Consider the following 15,282-nt stretch of genomic DNA (forward strand, 5'->3'; position numbering starts at 1 on the left):
AGATTTCTGATCGGATCGGTACGATAAAGCTTTGTGGGATGACGGACGCTCCACAAAGACTCAACGGTAATCAACGGGCGTTCATCAGCCCAATCTCCTAGAAATGAATGCGCCGGAAGATGGAAGTTAGCCCAGCGACCGGTCCCTAGGCGCCACGCGAGTGGCGAAAATCAAAACAAATCACTGAAAGGAGAAACGCCATGTCTCGTGGTGACTTTAATTATATTCCCGTCAACCAAACACTGAATGCGAACAACCCGGTGGTCGAAATTGATTTCCCCATCGTCGTCGGTGATGGGCGCACAATCTCGGATGATGGTTATCTGCTGATTACCGTCCGCAGCGTTGATGCGCAAAGCCACCGTATCCGGATCAACAATCGTGAACTTGGTGGCTTTGATGTGCCGCTTCCCCCTGACAACTCCGATGCCTGGTTCACCTATATGGATCGGATTGAGCCGGGTGTTCTCCGCCCAGGTATCAATGAACTGCAAATCCGTCGCATCGGCGATGACAATTTCGTGGTCCGCGATATGGTGATCCACTGGCGCGAACGTCCGAGCTGATAGCTCTATATCCCTGCGTCCGGCCGGCAAGGTCGGGCGCAATTACGGTTCACCAGCGCTTCAAAGCGTCTTCGTCTTCATCCTTGGCCGCAACCCAGTCGGACCCTTTCGCGGTCACCTCTTTCTTCCAGAATGGGGCGCGGGATTTCAGGTAGTCCATCAGGAAATCCGCTGCGGCGAAGGCGGCGGCGCGGTGGGCTGAGGCCGTCGCGACCATCATGATGGGCGCGCCGGGTGTAAGTGTACCGTGCCGGTGGATGACGAGCGCATCGGCGAGGTCCCAACGGCCTATGGCTTCATCCACGATCTTGCCAATCGCGCGTTCCGTCATGCCGGGGTAGTGCTCAATCTGCATCTCGGTCAGATCGCCGTTAGTATCGCGCACGACACCGGTAAAACTGACCACTGCGCCCACATCCGTGCGGCCTTGTGCAAAGGCATTGAGTTCCGCGCCCGCGTCAAAGGGTTCGGTCTGCACGCGGACCTTCATCTAGCCGCCTGTCATGGGGGGAAAGAACGCGACCTCGCGCACGCCTGAAAGCGGTGCATCGAAATCCGACAGTTCCTGATCAAGCGCCACACGCAAAGCCGAGATATCGGCAAATGCGGCCTCATAGCGCTCTTCGCGGCCCCGCAATTCCGCGATCAGGTCGTTGACGGTGGCGGCCTCGGTTTCCACCGTTTCCTGAGGGATGCCGATCCGCTCGCGCACCCAGGCGAAATACATCACATTCATGTCGCACCATCCTTCAAATAGGGCCGTGCCTTCTGGAAATAGTCCCAGCCGCTGGCCAGCGTCAGCACACCGGCGAGCCACAGCATGATAATGCCGCCCCACCAACTGATATTCATGCCCTGAAACTTCCACCACAGGCCCAGCTCATCCGGGCCGGTCCCGGAAATCGCCGCCTCGACCATCTCAGAGGTCATGGCGAGCGATTGCATGCCAAAGTAATGCTCAAATGCGCCGGTGGCAAAGAGCATGGCGATGGCCACCATCTGCGCGGTCGTCTTCCATTTCGCAAGCTTGGTCACTTTGAGCGTACCTGCCGTGTCGCCCAGAAACTCGCGCAGGCCCGAGACAAAGACCTCGCGAAAGATGATCACGGTGGCGGGCAGAAGGATCCACGGGTTCATGCCGGAAAAGCCGGTGATCACGATCAGCGCGATGATCACCATCGCCTTGTCGGCAATCGGGTCCAGCATGGCACCCAGCTTTGTTTCCTGCTTCCAAGCGCGGGCGAGGTAGCCGTCGAGGAAATCGGTCAGCGCGGCGACAACAAACAGAACCAGCGCAAACCAATCTGCCCAAGGCCGGTGGAAATAGAGAAACATCACAACAACACCCGGCGCGGCGGCGAGGCGCAGAATGGTGAGGATATTGGGCAGGTTCAATGTCATGCGCTAGTGGTAGCGCGGCTGGGCGGTGCTGACCATATCCGACTTTCGGCAGCGTCAGCCGTTTTCGTGAAAGAAGTCATAGATCGTCTGCGCCATGTTGGCCGACACCCCGTCAACGGCCTTGAGGTCGGCAAGGTTGGCGCGCGCGACGGCCTTGGCTGATCCGAAATGCGCAAGCAATGCGCGTTTGCGTGTCGCACCGACGCCGGGGATGTCGTCAAGCGGCGTGGCACCGATGGCCTTAGAGCGTTTCGCGCGATGGGTGCCGATGGCGAAGCGGTGCACCTCATCCCGCATGCGCTGGATGAAGTAGAGAACAGGATCATTATGGCGCAGCGCCATGACGGGTTTGCCGGTGCGATAGAATTCCTCTTTCCCGGCGTCGCGGTCTTCGCCCTTGGCGACGCCAACCATCGGGATATCCGCCACGCCCAGATCATCCATGATCTCTTGCACGGCGCTCACCTGACCCGCGCCGCCATCGATCAAAAGAAGATCGGGCCACGTGCCTTGCACTCGTTCAGGGTCTTCTTTCAAGAGGCGTTGGAAACGGCGGGTCAGCACCTCTTTCATCATCCCGAAATCGTCGCCGGGGGTGATCTTCGTGTCCTTGATGTTGAACTTCCGGTACTGGTTCTTGTCGAACCCGTCCGGCCCCGCCACGATCATCGCCCCCACCGCATGGGCGCCCTGAATGTGGGAGTTGTCGTAGACCTCGATCCGCTCAGGTGTCTTGGCGAGGTCGAATGCCTCGGCCACGCCTTTGAGCAATTTGGTCTGCGTCGCGGTCTCGGACATCTTCCGGGCGAGGCTTTCGCGGGCGTTGCGCAAGGCGGATTGCACAAGTTCAGCCTTTTCACCGCGTTGTGGGATCACGATCTCAACCTTGCGCCCTGCCTTTTCGGCGAGTGCTGAAGCCATCAGGTCATCATTATCAAGCCCGTGCGAGAGAATCAGCATCCGGGGCGGTTCGCGATTGGAATAGAACTGGCCGACAAAGGCCTCCATCACCTCGGCAGGGTCTTCATCGCCGCTGATGCGGGGGTAGTAGTCGTGATTGCCCCAGTTCTGGTTGGCGCGAATGAAAAAGACCTGCACGCAGGCCTGGCCGCCGTCACGGTGGAGTGCGATCACGTCTGCCTCTGCCGTGGATTGCGGGTTGATGCCTTGGGCGGATTGCACCTGTGTCAGCGCCTTGATGCGGTCGCGCAGGGCGGCGGCGCGTTCGAACTCCATCTCGGCGGCCGCATCTTGCATCTGTTGGGCAAGCGCCTCCTGAATGCCCTTGGTGCGACCTTGCAGGAATTGTTCAGCGTCGCGGACGGAGGCCGCATAATCCGCGTCACTGATCAGCCCGCAACAAGGGCCGGAACAGCGCTTGATCTGGTATTGCAGGCAGGGGCGCGTGCGGGTCTCAAAATCCGAATCCGAGCAGTTGCGCAGCAGGAACGCGCGCTGCAGCTGGTTCAGCGTCCGGTTCACAGCCCCCGCGCCTGCAAAGGGGCCGTAATAGTCGCCCTTCTGTTTCTTCGCCCCTCGATGCTTTTTGATCATCGGGAACGGGTGGTCCTTGGCGACGAGGATATTCGGAAAGCTCTTATCGTCACGCAACAGCACGTTGTAGCGCGGTTTGAGCTGCTTGATCAGGTTCTGTTCGAGAAGCAGCGCCTCGGTCTCGGTCCGCGTGGTCAGGAACATCATCGACGCTGTCTCACGGATCATCCGCGTGATCCGTGGCGAATGCTGGCCGGGGCGGCTGTAGCTGCTGACGCGGTTCTTCAGATTGCGCGCCTTACCCACGTAAAGCACCCGACTTTCTTCATCGAGCATGCGGTAGACACCTGGCGAGGAATCCAGCGTGCGCAAATAGCCATGGATCACGTCATATCCAGTGGATGTGGTGTCGCTCATGCCTCGCCCGTGATTCTGGTTTGGCTGCAATGGTAACGCAGCAGGTACAAGAGGAAAGGCATCCACTTTTTCTGTGGATAAGTCCGTGGGTGAATTGCGGGCAGCGTGGATTTTCCTTTGTATTTGGCTGACTTCGTCGAGTTGCCTAAAAATTAGGCAGTACATCAAGATACTGATTTCATTCAGTATTTTTCTTCACGTTTTGGTAACACATTGATAAATAGAGCATTTGTAAACAGTTTGTGAACCTTTCACGACGCCCGTGCGTAAGTCTGACGCGCGGTTATTCAACCCCAAGAACATCGGGGGTTTCCCAGGCCAGATGTTGCCCTCCGTCAACGGCCAGCATTTGCCCTGTTACCGCAGGCGCGTCGAGGAAATATCCAAGGGCAGCGGTGATATCAGCAGGGTTCGCGCCGCGTTTCAGCACCGTCGCCGCGCGCTGTCTGTCGAAATGCGTTTTGCTTTGCCGGTGACCCTGCAATGTCGGCCCCGGGCCGATGCCATTGACCCGGACTCTCGGGGCAAGCGCCTGGGCTGTCGTCCGCGTCATCGCCCAGAGTCCCATCTTGGCGATTGTGTAGCTCATGAACTCTGGGGTCAGTTTATGCACCCGCTGGTCGAGCATGTTGATGACGAGAGCTTGGGCGACCGGCTCATTCATTTCGTCCAGCACGGGCTCTGGCACCTGGGCCGCGAAATGCTGGGTCAGCACGAAAGGGGCGCGCAGGTTTGACTCAAGATGCCGGTCCCAACTGTCACGGGTCGCCGTGCTGATCGTATCATATTCAAAGATCGAGGCGTTGTTGATCAGGCAGGTGAGCGGGCCGCCAAACGCGTCCACCGCGCGCGGGATCAGGTCTTGCGTTGCCGTCTCATCCAGCAGGTCGGCCTGCAGCGCGACCGCGTTGCGTCCCATGGCCTTGAGTTTCGCTACAGTCTCGTCCGCGCCCGCCTGCGATCCCGCATAATGCACGGCCACATCATAGCCGCGCTGGCCGAGATAAAGCGCCATGGCCTGTCCTAGCCTCGCGCCCGCGCCGGTCACGAGTGCCTTCATTTGGCCGCCCTGTCGCAATTGCACGGGCCCTTGCCGATGCGGTAGCGGTTGCATTTTGGGCATTTGGCGCTGGCCAACCGGTCTTGCCCCGGAAACCGCAGCTTGCCGAAAATGCCCAGCACCATCATGAAGGCGAGAAAGAAAAAGATCGCCTTGAGGATCACAGGCCGAACCTCGCAAAGGCCGCACGCTCTTCGAGGCCTGCAAGCGTGTCATCGACAAAGCGCGCGCCGAAACGTGCCAGAAGTGGCTTTTTCTGGTCGTAGCGGCGGAATTTCACCTTCTCGCCAAAGCGTTCCTTCATCACCGGCGCCAGATGACCAATGCCGTCCGCGAGGCCGGCATCGATGCCTTTCTGGCCGATGAAGACCTCTCCGGTGAAAAGCTCGGGATTGTCAGATAGCTTCAGACCCCGCCGCGATTTCACGTACTCGATGAAAGTCGCATGAAGGTCTTCCAGCCAGCCTTTGAGCTTTTTCACATCTGCAGGCTTTTCGGGGCGGAACGGGTCCATCATGGATTTTGACTTGCCCGCAGTATGTACACGCCGCTGCACACCAACCTTTTCGATGGCCTCATGCACGCCAAAACCGGCACTGATCACACCGATGGAGCCGGTAATGGAGCAGCTATCGATGAAGATCTCATCGGCGGCACAGGCCAGCCAATAGCCTCCCGAGGCCGCGACATCTTCGACAAAGGCGAAAACCGGGACCTTCTTCTCATCCGCCAGACGTCGGATACGCGCGGCGATCAACGAAGACTGGACAGGAGAACCACCGGGGCAGTTGATTTCCAGCGCGACGGCCGCGGGCTTACCCCGGCTGAAAGCCTTTTCAATGACGGGGGCGAGGCTGGGGTTATCAAGACCCCGGCCCGAATTCATGATCGCACCCTGTAGCCGGATAACGGCAACCAGCGGATCAGATTGCATAAAGGGGATAAATCGTTTCATGCGCCCCTACTTAGGCCTTCTCTCAGGGCACACAAGGCCTACTGCCTGATCCGCCAGCCCGTGCGGAAAATCCACCAGATCGTCGCCAGACAAATGCCGGTGAAGAGTGCGATAGCAAAGAGCGAGATGCCAATCCCCACATCTGCCGTGCCAAAGAATGACCAGCGGAAACCGCTGATCAGATAGACGACCGGATTGAACAGCGTGATGGTCTGCCAGACGGGTGGGAGCATCGTGATCGAGTAGAACGATCCGCCAAGGAAGACGAGCGGTGTGATCACGAGAAGCGGGATCAGTTGCAATTGCTCAAAGTTGCCCGCCCAGACGCCAATGATAAAGCCCAGAAGCGAAAAGCTGATACAGGTCAGAATGAGAAAGGCGATCATCGCGAGGGGGTGGGCGATCTGGATTTCGACAAAGAAAAACGCCGTGATCAGGATGATCACCCCGATAAAGAGCGCCTTGGTCGCGGCGGCCCCCACATAGCCCGCGACGATTTCCAGGAAATTCACCGGTGCGGACAAAAGCTCGTAAATCGTGCCGATGAATTTGGGAAAATAGATGCCAAAGCTTGCATTGGAGGTCGCCTGCGTCATGACCGACAGCATGATGAGGCCCGGCACGATGAAGGCGCCGTAGCTCACCCCTTCGACCTGATCGATCCGGCTGCCAATGGCCGCGCCAAAGACCACAAAGTAGAGCGATGTGGACAGGACGGGTGAGATCAGGCTTTGCGTCAATGTGCGGAAAAACCGCTTCATCTCAAACATATAGATCGTGTAGATCGCTTGCAGGTTCATGACGTTTCCTTCACCAGACCGACAAAGATGTCTTCAAGGCTGCTTTGCGCGGTTTGGATATCTTTCATTTGCAGCCCGGCCTTTTGCAGGTCGTTGAGCAATGTCGTGATGCCGGTGCGCTCGCCGGATGTGTCGTAGCTGTAGGTCAGGCTCAGCCCATCATCGGCGCGTATCAGGTTGTAGGCGTTGAGCGTGTCGGGGATGTCCGCTGCAGCTTCGGCAAGATCGATCCGCAACTGCTTTTGCCCCATCTGCGCCATCAGATCGGCCTTGTCCTGCACCAACAGGATTTCGCCCTTGTTGATCACGCCGATGCGGTCCGCTATCGCCTCAGCCTCCTCAATGTAATGCGTGGTCAGGATGATGGTCACGCCAGAGGCTTTGAGGCCTGCCACAACCTCCCACATGTCCTTGCGGAGTTCCACATCGACGCCTGCAGTGGGTTCGTCCAGAAAAAGCACCCGCGGTTCATGGCTGAGCGCCTTGGCGATCAGCACGCGCCGCTTCATGCCCCCCGAGAGAGTCATGATCTTGCTGTTCTTCTTATCGCTCAGCGAAAGCTGATCGAGGATCCCATCGATATACGCATCGTTGCGCGCCTTGCCGAACAGGCCCCGCGAAAAGCTGACCGTGCTCATCACCGTTTCAAAAGGTTCAAGATTGATCTCTTGCGGGACAAGCCCGATCAGATTGCGGGCCGCGCGAAAGTCGGTCTGCGTGTCATGCCCGCCTACTGTAATGCTGCCGGAGGTGGGCACCGTGATCCCGCAAATCGTTGAAATCAATGTGGTCTTCCCGGCGCCATTGGGGCCGAGCAGGGCGAGGATTTCGCCCTCTTCGATATCGATATTGACAGATTTCAGCGCCTCAAAACCGCCCTCATAGGCTTTGCGCAGGTTTTGGACAGAAACGATTGCGGACATGGAGTTGGCCTTTGGCTGGGTGCGGGGAACCTAGTGTGCCGTCTACCAGAGGAAAAGGGGAATAACGTGAAGACTGCACTGTGCAAAATTGCAGAGTGTGTAGCGATCATTCGCTTGACTGTGCGGCTGTTCTTGCGCGGCGTCCGTTCACCCTCCCGCAATATCCGCTTAATGGGTTGCACTACTTGGTAGTCAGCAGCTGGCGCGTTATCAGGTCAACATGGATAAAGTCCTGATCTCAGCCTGTTTGCTCGGGCGGCCCTTGCGATATAACGGCACGGCCAAAGCGTCGGGTGCCGACACGATCCTTGATGCGTGGCAAGCGCAGGGGCGGCTGGTGGCAATCTGTCCGGAGGTTGCAGTGGGTTTTCCGACACCCCGCCCGCCAGCGGAGATTGCTGCGCTGGGCGATGAACTAAATGCGGCCCTGCAGGGCGCGGATGTACTGGCGGGGCGGGCTGCAGTTCTGGAAAAGACCGGTCGCGATGTATCGGACCTCTACCGGCGGGCGGCCCGCGATACTGTGCAATTGGCGGCGCGGCATGGGTGTCGCCATGCGGTGCTGACAGACGGCTCACCCTCTTGCGGGTCCAGCTTTATCTATGATGGCAGCTTCGCTGGTGTGACCAAAGCCGGAATGGGCACCACTGCCGCGGCGTTGCGGCAGGCCGGTGTGCGGGTCTGGGCAGAGACGGAGATTACGGCGTTAAACGCGTTACTTGCGGATCAATAAAGTTTGGTCCGGTAACCCTCTTCAAGCCGCTCGTTCATGCGCTGCATCTCGTCAGGATCATCCGGCCGGCCGCTCGTCTTATCCAGCACGATTTCAATAAGCGACGGCATCTCGCGCCGGTCCTGATGCTGGTTGGGATCCCATAGCTTGGCGCGGCGAAAGGCCTTGGCGCAATGGATGAAGATCTCTTCAATACTCACGATGATCGCAGTCAGGGGCACACGCCCGTTCACCGCGCTGTCCGCAAGCAGCTTGAGGTCACGCGTGATCCTGGCGGCGCCGTTCACGCGCAGCGTTTCGTCAAAACCGGGGACAATGAAAAGCAGGCCGACGGCTGGATTTGCGAGGATGTTGCCTTGCGTATCAAGGCGGTTGTTGCCGGGCCGATCGGGGATCAGCAGTGTCGTGTCATCGAGCACCTGCACAAAGCCACGAGCATCACCACGCGGGCTGACATCTGCCTGCCCATCCGGGCGTTGCGTTCCGATACAAAGGAACGGCGCACGTGCAATGAGTTCCCGCGCATGTTTGTCGAGCCGCTGCACGCTTTTCTTCGCGGCGATGGGTGTGACCTGCGGAAAGAGTGCCCGCAACTCCTCCTCATCATTAATCAGATAAGCGGGGTCGAGCGGGTATTGCGACATCGTCAACGATCCTTTCGCATGCAGGCCAAAGCCATGACGGGTTTTGGATAGCGCGGATCGGCAGCAAAGTCATGAGGCGCCTCGCCGGGCGGACGTTTTCTGCAAACAGTTCAGGTCTTTGGATTGGTCACAAAAAAGCCCTGCCGCGCGAAGGGGGATGCGCGGCAGGGCCTTGGAAACTGCAGTGATGCAGTATGTCGTTATGGCAGCAAGACGCTGTCGATCACGTGGATCACACCGTTAGAGGCGATGATGTCCGCCGTGGTCACTGTGGCATCATCGACCATCACTCCGTTGGTGCCGTCGATATGCACTTCTTCGCCGTTCACGGTCGCGACCGACAAGCGCTGACCAGCAAGCTGGTCGGATGTTACAGCGCCGGGGACAACGTGATATGTCAAGATCGCTGTCAGCTGGTCCTTGTTTTCGGGCAGAAGCAGGTTATCGACCGTGCCGGCTGGCAATGCGGCAAACGCCTCATCAGTTGGGGCGAAGACGGTAAATGGCCCTTCGCTTTTCAGCGTATCGACAAGGCCAGCGGCGGTGACGGCGGCGACGAGCGTGTTGAAGTTGCCATTGGACGCGGCGATATCGACGATATCGGGCTCGCTATCCATCGGCGCGCAAGCGGCGGCAACGGCCACGCCCGCGGCGAGAATGACTGACTTCAATGCAAAACGACGGTTCATGGGAGTGTCCTTTCAAGTCCCTGTTAACGCCATTGTTACGGGGGCTTAGCCAGACTGGTTGTCATTCTGACAATGAGTTTATGGGCTGTATTATAGTGATCCGAAGTGTCGCATGTGGCGTAAGGGTGCGCTTTATGTTTCGCGACAATGCTGCCGGAATGCTTTTTTCAGCATATCCAGTTCGTCGCGTAATAGGTTCAGTTCCGCGCGGATATCACCGGCCAGCGCCTCACCCGCCAAAAGGTCCAGACTGCCAAGCCGACGCCCCTGATCATCGCCAATGACGAAGGTCAGCACGCCGTCGCTGATCAGGTGCTGCGGCAATGGAAATGTCAGCCGCCATGTGCCGATTGTGTCCCCTTGACTGACCGCGACGCCCTCAATCTCGGCCCCCTGATGGGTCACCGAGATTTTGGGTGCATCGGAAACCGCACCCATGATCTCGCCTTCCCAGATGCCGCCCTGCAGCCTTGTTTTGATAAGTGTCAGGTCGCTCATGCCTTGATCCTCAGATATCCGCACGCGGGTGGCGGCAGAAGGTCAGATCGCGCAGGGTGATCTGGTTCATCTTTGGGTTTTCGAACATCAGATCCACCCACATCCGCTCCGCCCGTTTTTCGTTAAGCTGGCTGTAGGCAAGATCGAACTCCACCATGGTTTCAGGGGTATCATCGGGCAGGGTCAGCAAGATTTGTTCGGTATTGGGTCCGTTCAGGACGTTGATCCGTGCATAGATGGTAATTGGTTGTTCCCGTTCGATCACGGCAGCCAGTTGGATGACGTGGCGCCTGCGCAGGTCGGCACAAGCCTCGGTCGGGATCTCGACGACCAGCGACAGATAGCTGCCCTGGAAATGAAACATGTCGATCTGCACACCAAAAGGTGCGGCATCCTGCTTGCGCGTGTTACGCACCTGCCGGATCGCAATTTCGGCCAGTGGGCAGTCGTGAAAGAGCGTGAGCTCGTTGCCAAGTGGCGTTCTGTTTTGCGCATTGGCGGTGCCGGGCGCGGCGAAGGCCGCTTGCCAGGCTTTGGGGCGCCAAGACCAGTCGGTGCCGGTGGGACGAGGTGGTGCTGTCGCTTCAACAGATGGCAGCGCCATCCGCGCCTCTGCGGTGTGCAGAAGTTCTTGCAAGGGACGCTGCAATTGACGGGCCTGCTGGCGCAGGTTTTTCAAGGTGCCCAGGTCGGTGTCGGGCGCCGCCCGCGCTGCCAAGCGCCACCGCTTCAACATCCGTCGATGCAGAAACTGTCCGATAGGGCCTTGCGGGCTGAGGGGCATTGCGGGTTGTATCCTTGTTCCTGCCGCCCAGTGTGCCAAGCCTGCGCCGCGATGCAAATAGCCTAAGCTTCGGGATCGTCCGCCGGCGTCTCGGTCGGCTCAACTGGTGGCGCCTTCAATCCGCCAAGCACAAGCTTCAAAAGCCCCGCCCCCGGGCCATCTTGCAACGGCGCCGAGGTTAGCCCCCGCACCGCGATCGTCACTAGACGCCCGTTTACATCCGTAAAGGCGCGCCATTCCTCGCCCTGCAGACCGGGCAAGGGTGGTGTGCCCTTGTCGATGAAGTGCACCATCACCCGGTTGTTGAAGGCCTGGGTCGATAGGATTGTCACTTCACTGTCCTTGCCGCCAGCACTGAGAAGCGCGTTCCCGGCATCGGTGATCAGGAAGTCACGCAGCGCGATTTCTGCGTCCTCAACGGCGCCGCTCTCGGGCGGCCCGACCTGAATCGTCGCAACGCCAACCACCTTGGGCACTGGGCCGAGATCACCAAGCGTTGCGCAAGGTGCAAGGACGGCAAAACCGTTACGTAGCTGGCTGGATGGGCCATCGACGCAATACCCGGCAGGTGTGGTCGCGATGACGGTACCATCGGCGAGTGCTACGGTTTTTGCAGGTGCGGTCGGTGCGCAGGCCGCGCAGGCGAAAGCCAGCGCAAGGCCCGCAAAAAGGCGCAGCATTCTGTTCAGAGATCCATGTAGATGTGTTTTTCGCCCTTGGCACCGGGATGGGTCAACGCGCCTTTGCGCGCCCCACCTACAAGCTGCGCGTATTTCCAGAGCGCGCCGGAGGCATAGATCGTCTCTTTCGGGCCTTTCCAGTCGGCCTTGCGCTGGGCGAGCTCTTCTTCGTTCAGGTCAACTGTCAGCTCACCGGTTATCGCGTTGATCGTAATCACATCGCCATTTTGCAAAAGACCAATCGGCCCGCCATGGGCCGCCTCTGGCCCCACATGGCCCACGCAGAACCCGCGTGTGGCACCCGAAAAGCGGCCATCGGTGATGAGCGCCACTTTCTTGCCCATACCTTGGCCGGAGAGGGCGGCGGTTGTCGCCAGCATCTCGCGCATGCCCGGCCCGCCGGAGGGGCCTTCGTTGCGGATAACAATCACTTCACCTTCTTCATATTGGCGTGCCTTGACGGCCTCGAATGCGTCTTCCTCGCTCTCGAACACGCGGGCGGGGCCGGTGAAGCTTTGCTCTTCTTCCGACATCCCCGCGACCTTCACGATGGCACCGTCGGGGGCGAGGTTACCCTTGAGACCAACAACGCCGCCTGTGGGTGTCAGCGGTGTTTCAACCGGATACACGACGCGGCCATCAGCCTCGCCTTTGATCATGTCGAGCTCTTCGCCCATCGTATGGCCGGATGCGGTCATGCAGTCTTCATGGATCAGGCCCGCCTTGCGCAGTTCCTTCATCACGATCGGCACGCCGCCCGCCTCATAGAGGTCCTTGGCCACATACTGCCCGCCCGGTTTCAGATCGACGAAGTAAGGCGTGTCGCGGAAGATGTCGCAGACGTCGAAGAGGTCGAAGTCGATCCCGGCCTCGGCGGCGATGGCGGGCAGGTGGAGACCTGCATTGGTGGACCCGCCCGTACAGGCGACGATTCGTGCCGCGTTTTCCAGGCTTTTGCGGGTCACGATATCGCGGGCGCGGATGTTCTTTTCGATCAGGTTCATGACCGCCTCGCCGGAGGCCACGCCATATTGGTCGCGGCTCTCGTAGGGAGCCGGCGCACCGGAAGAGTTCAGCAGTGCAAGACCCACAGCCTCGGACACGCAGGCCATGGTGTTGGCGGTGAACTGACCGCCGCACGCACCGGCAGAGGGGCAGGCGACACGTTCCAGCACTTCAAGTTCCGCATCAGACATATTGCCTGCCTGATGCTTTCCGACAGCTTCGAACACGTCTTGCACCGTGACGTCCTTGCCTTCCAAACGACCCGGCAGGATCGATCCGCCATAGATGAAGACGGATGGTACATTCAGGCGCACCATCGCCATCATCATGCCGGGCAAAGACTTGTCGCAGCCTGCCAGCCCCACAAGCGCGTCATAGCAATGCCCGCGCATCGTCAGTTCAACCGTGTCGGCGATGGCTTCGCGCGATGCCAACGAAGAGCGCATCCCCTCATGCCCCATCGCAATCCCGTCGGTGACGGTGATCGTGGTAAACTCACGGGGCGTGCCAAACGCCTTTTTGACACCCAGCTTCACCGATTGCGCCTGCCGGTTCAGCGCGATGTTGCAGGGAGCGGCTTCGTTCCAGCAGGTGGCGACACCGACCCACGGCTGTTTGATCGCCTCTTCATCCAGACCCATCGCATAGAAATACGACCGATGCGGCGCCCGCGATGGGCCTTCGGTCACGTGGCGGCTGGGCAGATTTGTTTTGTCGACCTTGCCTTTGAGCATCTGAACTTCTCCCGGAAAACATTCGGGTTCGGGTCTAAATAGTGGGTGGCCGGGGTGCAAGGTGGAAGTCGCGGTTGCGCCCCGGTGCCCACGCGGCATAGGGTCCGGCATGGCCAACGTCTACGCCGCTCATACCGACTTTGTTCGTCCGGCCCGGTCAGTGACCCATCCGGGCAATATCGTATCAGTGGTTGCGACGTTTCTGGCGGTTTTCTTCGGGTTTCCGTTCCTGCTGATGGCGTTTTTGCCAGAGGCTGCGCAGACGGCGTTCCTTGAGCCCGTCTCGACGGTCGCGACGCTGGCACAATTCGGGATATTCGGTGTCTCTGCCTGGGCGCTGATCTGGGCGCTGCGGCGGGTGCATGGGCGCGGTTTCTGGTCACTGATCGGCCCCTATCAGGAAGCCTGGTTTGCATTTCGCAAGACGGCAATTGCCGTTGGGGCGATCCTGCTTCTCACACAAGTCATCTTGCCCATTGGTTCATGGGGGCAGCCCGCACTAATCCGCAACCCCTTGCTCTGGGCAGCGCTGCTCCCCCTGGGGATTGCAGCAATCATGATCCAGATTACCACCGAAGAAATACTCTTTCGCGGCTATCTGCAGCAACAATTGGCGTGTCTTTCCAACAACCCATGGGTCTGGATGTTCATTCCTTCGGCAATGTTCGGCGTCTGGCATTTCTGGAACGGCAATAGCCCGGCGGAGGGCTTTGTTTATGCTTTCTGGGCCACGCTTTTGGGGCTCGCCTGCGCGGACCTGACGGCCCGAACCGGCAACTTGGGCGCAGCGCTTGGCGTTCATTTTGCCACGAATTTCACCGCCGTAATGTTTATCAGCACTGATAGCTGGCCGATGTCGGGGCTCGCGCTGATCCTCTATCCTTACGAGGATCCGGACGTACTCAGCGCAGAGATTGAGGCGGTTGCGGGGCTTTGGATCGGGTTTAGCATGGCGGTGATGGCGCTGTCCGTCCTGATTGTCTGGCTTGCGGCAAGGATCAGTTTGAAACGATGACAACACCTTCGTTTTCCGAAACCTTTGAGCGTTTTGTGGCCCCGGCCCGTGCGCATACTGCGCTTTGGCGGGTGATCGTCGGGGTGGTGCTGTGGGTTGCGTTGACTTTCGCCTTCGCAATTACCGTGTCGGCAGCGGTAGCCTTTTTTGGCCGCGGACCCGTGACAGTTGACGTGGCCTTTGGCGGCGCAACCCCATTTGGCGTTGTATCATTTCTGGGTGTGTTCATCGGTGCGTTTTTCGCCGTCTGGCTCGTGGCCCGTGTGCTGCACAAGCGCGGTTGGCGCAGCCTGATCGGACATGGACCTGTGATGCGAAATTTCCTTATCGGTGCCAGCGTTTTCCTTGGATTGCAGGCCGTGAATATCGGTCTGTGGCATCTGTTTTACAACAGCACACCGAATGTCGCACTTGACGTCTTTCTGGCGTGGCTGCCTCTTCTGATCATTGTCCTGATCTTCCAGACCGGCGCGGAAGAGTTGATGTTTCGCGGCTACCTGATGCAGCAGATGGCGGCGCGCTTTCGCTCTCCCTTAGTCTGGATGGTAATCCCGCAGGTACTGTTTGCACTCCTGCACTTTAACCCCGCCAGCTACGGGCCGATCACCTGGCTGATCATTGGCGTGATTTTCATCCTCGCAATGATGTGGGCGGATCTGACGCGGGTGACAGGTAATCTGGGGGCGGCCTGGGGTTGGCACTTTGCAAACAACTTCATTGTTTTTGGCGTTTTTGGCTCACCGGGACAAATGGATGGGCTCGCGCTACGCGTCACACCTTATGATGTGATCGAAACACCGCCGATGGCCTATCTGGGTTTCGTGATCATGCTGGTGCTGACCTGGGCCATCCTGCGCCGCCTCTTGCGCGCCTGATTGCATTTC

Annotated in this window: 19 protein-coding genes; 4 read left to right on the top strand and 15 right to left on the bottom strand. The window is 59.0% G+C overall.

Going from position 1 to position 15,282, the window contains the following annotated elements; all coding sequences use genetic code 11:
* The first annotated feature begins 200 nt into the window (after nt 1-200).
* A complete protein-coding gene (locus tag SLH49_RS01090; RefSeq protein ID WP_320267327.1) occupies nt 201-566 on the top strand; it encodes a hypothetical protein in 366 nt (121 codons plus the stop codon).
* A 49-nt stretch (nt 567-615) separates the two neighbouring features.
* Here SLH49_RS01090 and SLH49_RS01095 read toward each other — a convergent pair whose 3' ends face one another.
* The 9 genes from SLH49_RS01095 to SLH49_RS01135 form a co-directional block, all read right to left on the bottom strand.
* Nucleotides 616-1,056, bottom strand: coding sequence for a molybdenum cofactor biosynthesis protein MoaE (locus SLH49_RS01095; RefSeq protein WP_320267328.1), 441 nt, complete (start codon nt 1,054-1,056; stop codon nt 616-618).
* A complete protein-coding gene (moaD, locus tag SLH49_RS01100) occupies nt 1,057-1,302 on the bottom strand; it encodes a molybdopterin converting factor subunit 1 (protein WP_320267329.1) in 246 nt (81 codons plus the stop codon).
* Nucleotides 1,299-1,967: a CDP-diacylglycerol--glycerol-3-phosphate 3-phosphatidyltransferase gene (pgsA, locus tag SLH49_RS01105; protein WP_320267330.1), complete on the bottom strand. Its 669-nt coding sequence runs from the start codon at nt 1,965-1,967 to the stop codon at nt 1,299-1,301. The genes moaD and pgsA overlap by 4 nt, the downstream gene beginning before the upstream one ends.
* 54 nt (nt 1,968-2,021) lie before the next feature.
* Nucleotides 2,022-3,878 carry an excinuclease ABC subunit UvrC gene (gene uvrC, locus SLH49_RS01110; protein WP_320267331.1) on the bottom strand — a complete coding sequence of 619 codons (1,857 nt, stop codon included), beginning with the start codon at nt 3,876-3,878 and terminating at the stop codon, nt 2,022-2,024.
* A gap of 283 nt (nt 3,879-4,161) precedes the next feature.
* Nucleotides 4,162-4,938, bottom strand: a complete 777-nt coding sequence (locus tag SLH49_RS01115; protein WP_320267332.1) for an SDR family oxidoreductase — start codon at nt 4,936-4,938, stop codon at nt 4,162-4,164.
* Complete coding sequence (locus SLH49_RS01120) at nt 4,935-5,102, bottom strand: hypothetical protein (protein ID WP_320267333.1); 168 nt, start codon at nt 5,100-5,102, stop codon at nt 4,935-4,937. The genes SLH49_RS01115 and SLH49_RS01120 overlap by 4 nt, the downstream gene beginning before the upstream one ends.
* Entirely contained in the window at nt 5,099-5,893 is a 795-nt protein-coding gene (locus SLH49_RS01125) for a S49 family peptidase (RefSeq protein WP_320267334.1), read from the bottom strand. Before SLH49_RS01125 ends, SLH49_RS01120 begins: the two co-directional genes overlap by 4 nt.
* 38 nt (nt 5,894-5,931) lie before the next feature.
* Nucleotides 5,932-6,693 (bottom strand): ABC transporter permease, encoded by a 762-nt coding sequence (locus SLH49_RS01130; RefSeq protein WP_320267335.1) that lies wholly within the window; start codon nt 6,691-6,693, stop codon nt 5,932-5,934.
* Nucleotides 6,690-7,616, bottom strand: coding sequence for an ABC transporter ATP-binding protein (locus SLH49_RS01135; protein ID WP_320267336.1), 927 nt, complete (start codon nt 7,614-7,616; stop codon nt 6,690-6,692). Before SLH49_RS01135 ends, SLH49_RS01130 begins: the two co-directional genes overlap by 4 nt.
* Before the next feature lie 220 nt (nt 7,617-7,836).
* On the opposite strand from SLH49_RS01135, the gene SLH49_RS01140 reads away from it, so the two are divergent.
* The gene (locus tag SLH49_RS01140; protein WP_320267337.1) at nt 7,837-8,349 is read left to right on the top strand and encodes a DUF523 domain-containing protein; all 513 of its coding nucleotides are present in this window, start codon (nt 7,837-7,839) and stop codon (nt 8,347-8,349) included.
* Here the strand turns inward: SLH49_RS01140 and SLH49_RS01145 are convergent.
* The 6 genes from SLH49_RS01145 to ilvD form a co-directional block, all read right to left on the bottom strand.
* Nucleotides 8,343-8,993, bottom strand: coding sequence for a pyridoxamine 5'-phosphate oxidase family protein (locus SLH49_RS01145; RefSeq protein WP_320267338.1), 651 nt, complete (start codon nt 8,991-8,993; stop codon nt 8,343-8,345). The genes SLH49_RS01140 and SLH49_RS01145 overlap by 7 nt on opposite strands.
* 200 nt (nt 8,994-9,193) lie before the next feature.
* Entirely contained in the window at nt 9,194-9,682 is a 489-nt protein-coding gene (locus SLH49_RS01150; RefSeq protein ID WP_320267339.1) for a fasciclin domain-containing protein, read from the bottom strand.
* A gap of 132 nt (nt 9,683-9,814) precedes the next feature.
* Nucleotides 9,815-10,180 (bottom strand): hypothetical protein, encoded by a 366-nt coding sequence (locus tag SLH49_RS01155; RefSeq protein WP_320267340.1) that lies wholly within the window; start codon nt 10,178-10,180, stop codon nt 9,815-9,817.
* A gap of 10 nt (nt 10,181-10,190) precedes the next feature.
* A complete protein-coding gene (locus tag SLH49_RS01160) occupies nt 10,191-10,964 on the bottom strand; it encodes a DUF6478 family protein (RefSeq protein ID WP_320267341.1) in 774 nt (257 codons plus the stop codon).
* A 62-nt stretch (nt 10,965-11,026) separates the two neighbouring features.
* Nucleotides 11,027-11,644, bottom strand: coding sequence for a dihydroxy-acid dehydratase (locus tag SLH49_RS01165; RefSeq protein ID WP_320267342.1), 618 nt, complete (start codon nt 11,642-11,644; stop codon nt 11,027-11,029).
* A 5-nt stretch (nt 11,645-11,649) separates the two neighbouring features.
* A complete protein-coding gene (gene ilvD / locus SLH49_RS01170) occupies nt 11,650-13,383 on the bottom strand; it encodes a dihydroxy-acid dehydratase (protein WP_320267343.1) in 1,734 nt (577 codons plus the stop codon).
* A 109-nt stretch (nt 13,384-13,492) separates the two neighbouring features.
* Between ilvD and SLH49_RS01175 the strand changes: the two genes are divergently transcribed.
* Together SLH49_RS01175 and SLH49_RS01180 are read left to right on the top strand one after the other, a co-directional pair.
* Nucleotides 13,493-14,398 (top strand): type II CAAX endopeptidase family protein, encoded by a 906-nt coding sequence (locus SLH49_RS01175; protein ID WP_320267344.1) that lies wholly within the window; start codon nt 13,493-13,495, stop codon nt 14,396-14,398.
* Nucleotides 14,395-15,273, top strand: a complete 879-nt coding sequence (locus tag SLH49_RS01180; protein WP_320267345.1) for a type II CAAX endopeptidase family protein — start codon at nt 14,395-14,397, stop codon at nt 15,271-15,273. The genes SLH49_RS01175 and SLH49_RS01180 overlap by 4 nt, the downstream gene beginning before the upstream one ends.
* The last annotated feature ends 9 nt before the right edge of the window (nt 15,274-15,282 follow it).

Origin of the sequence: Cognatiyoonia sp. IB215446 (assembly GCF_033963825.1) — a bacterium.
Taxonomy (GTDB): domain Bacteria; phylum Pseudomonadota; class Alphaproteobacteria; order Rhodobacterales; family Rhodobacteraceae; genus Yoonia.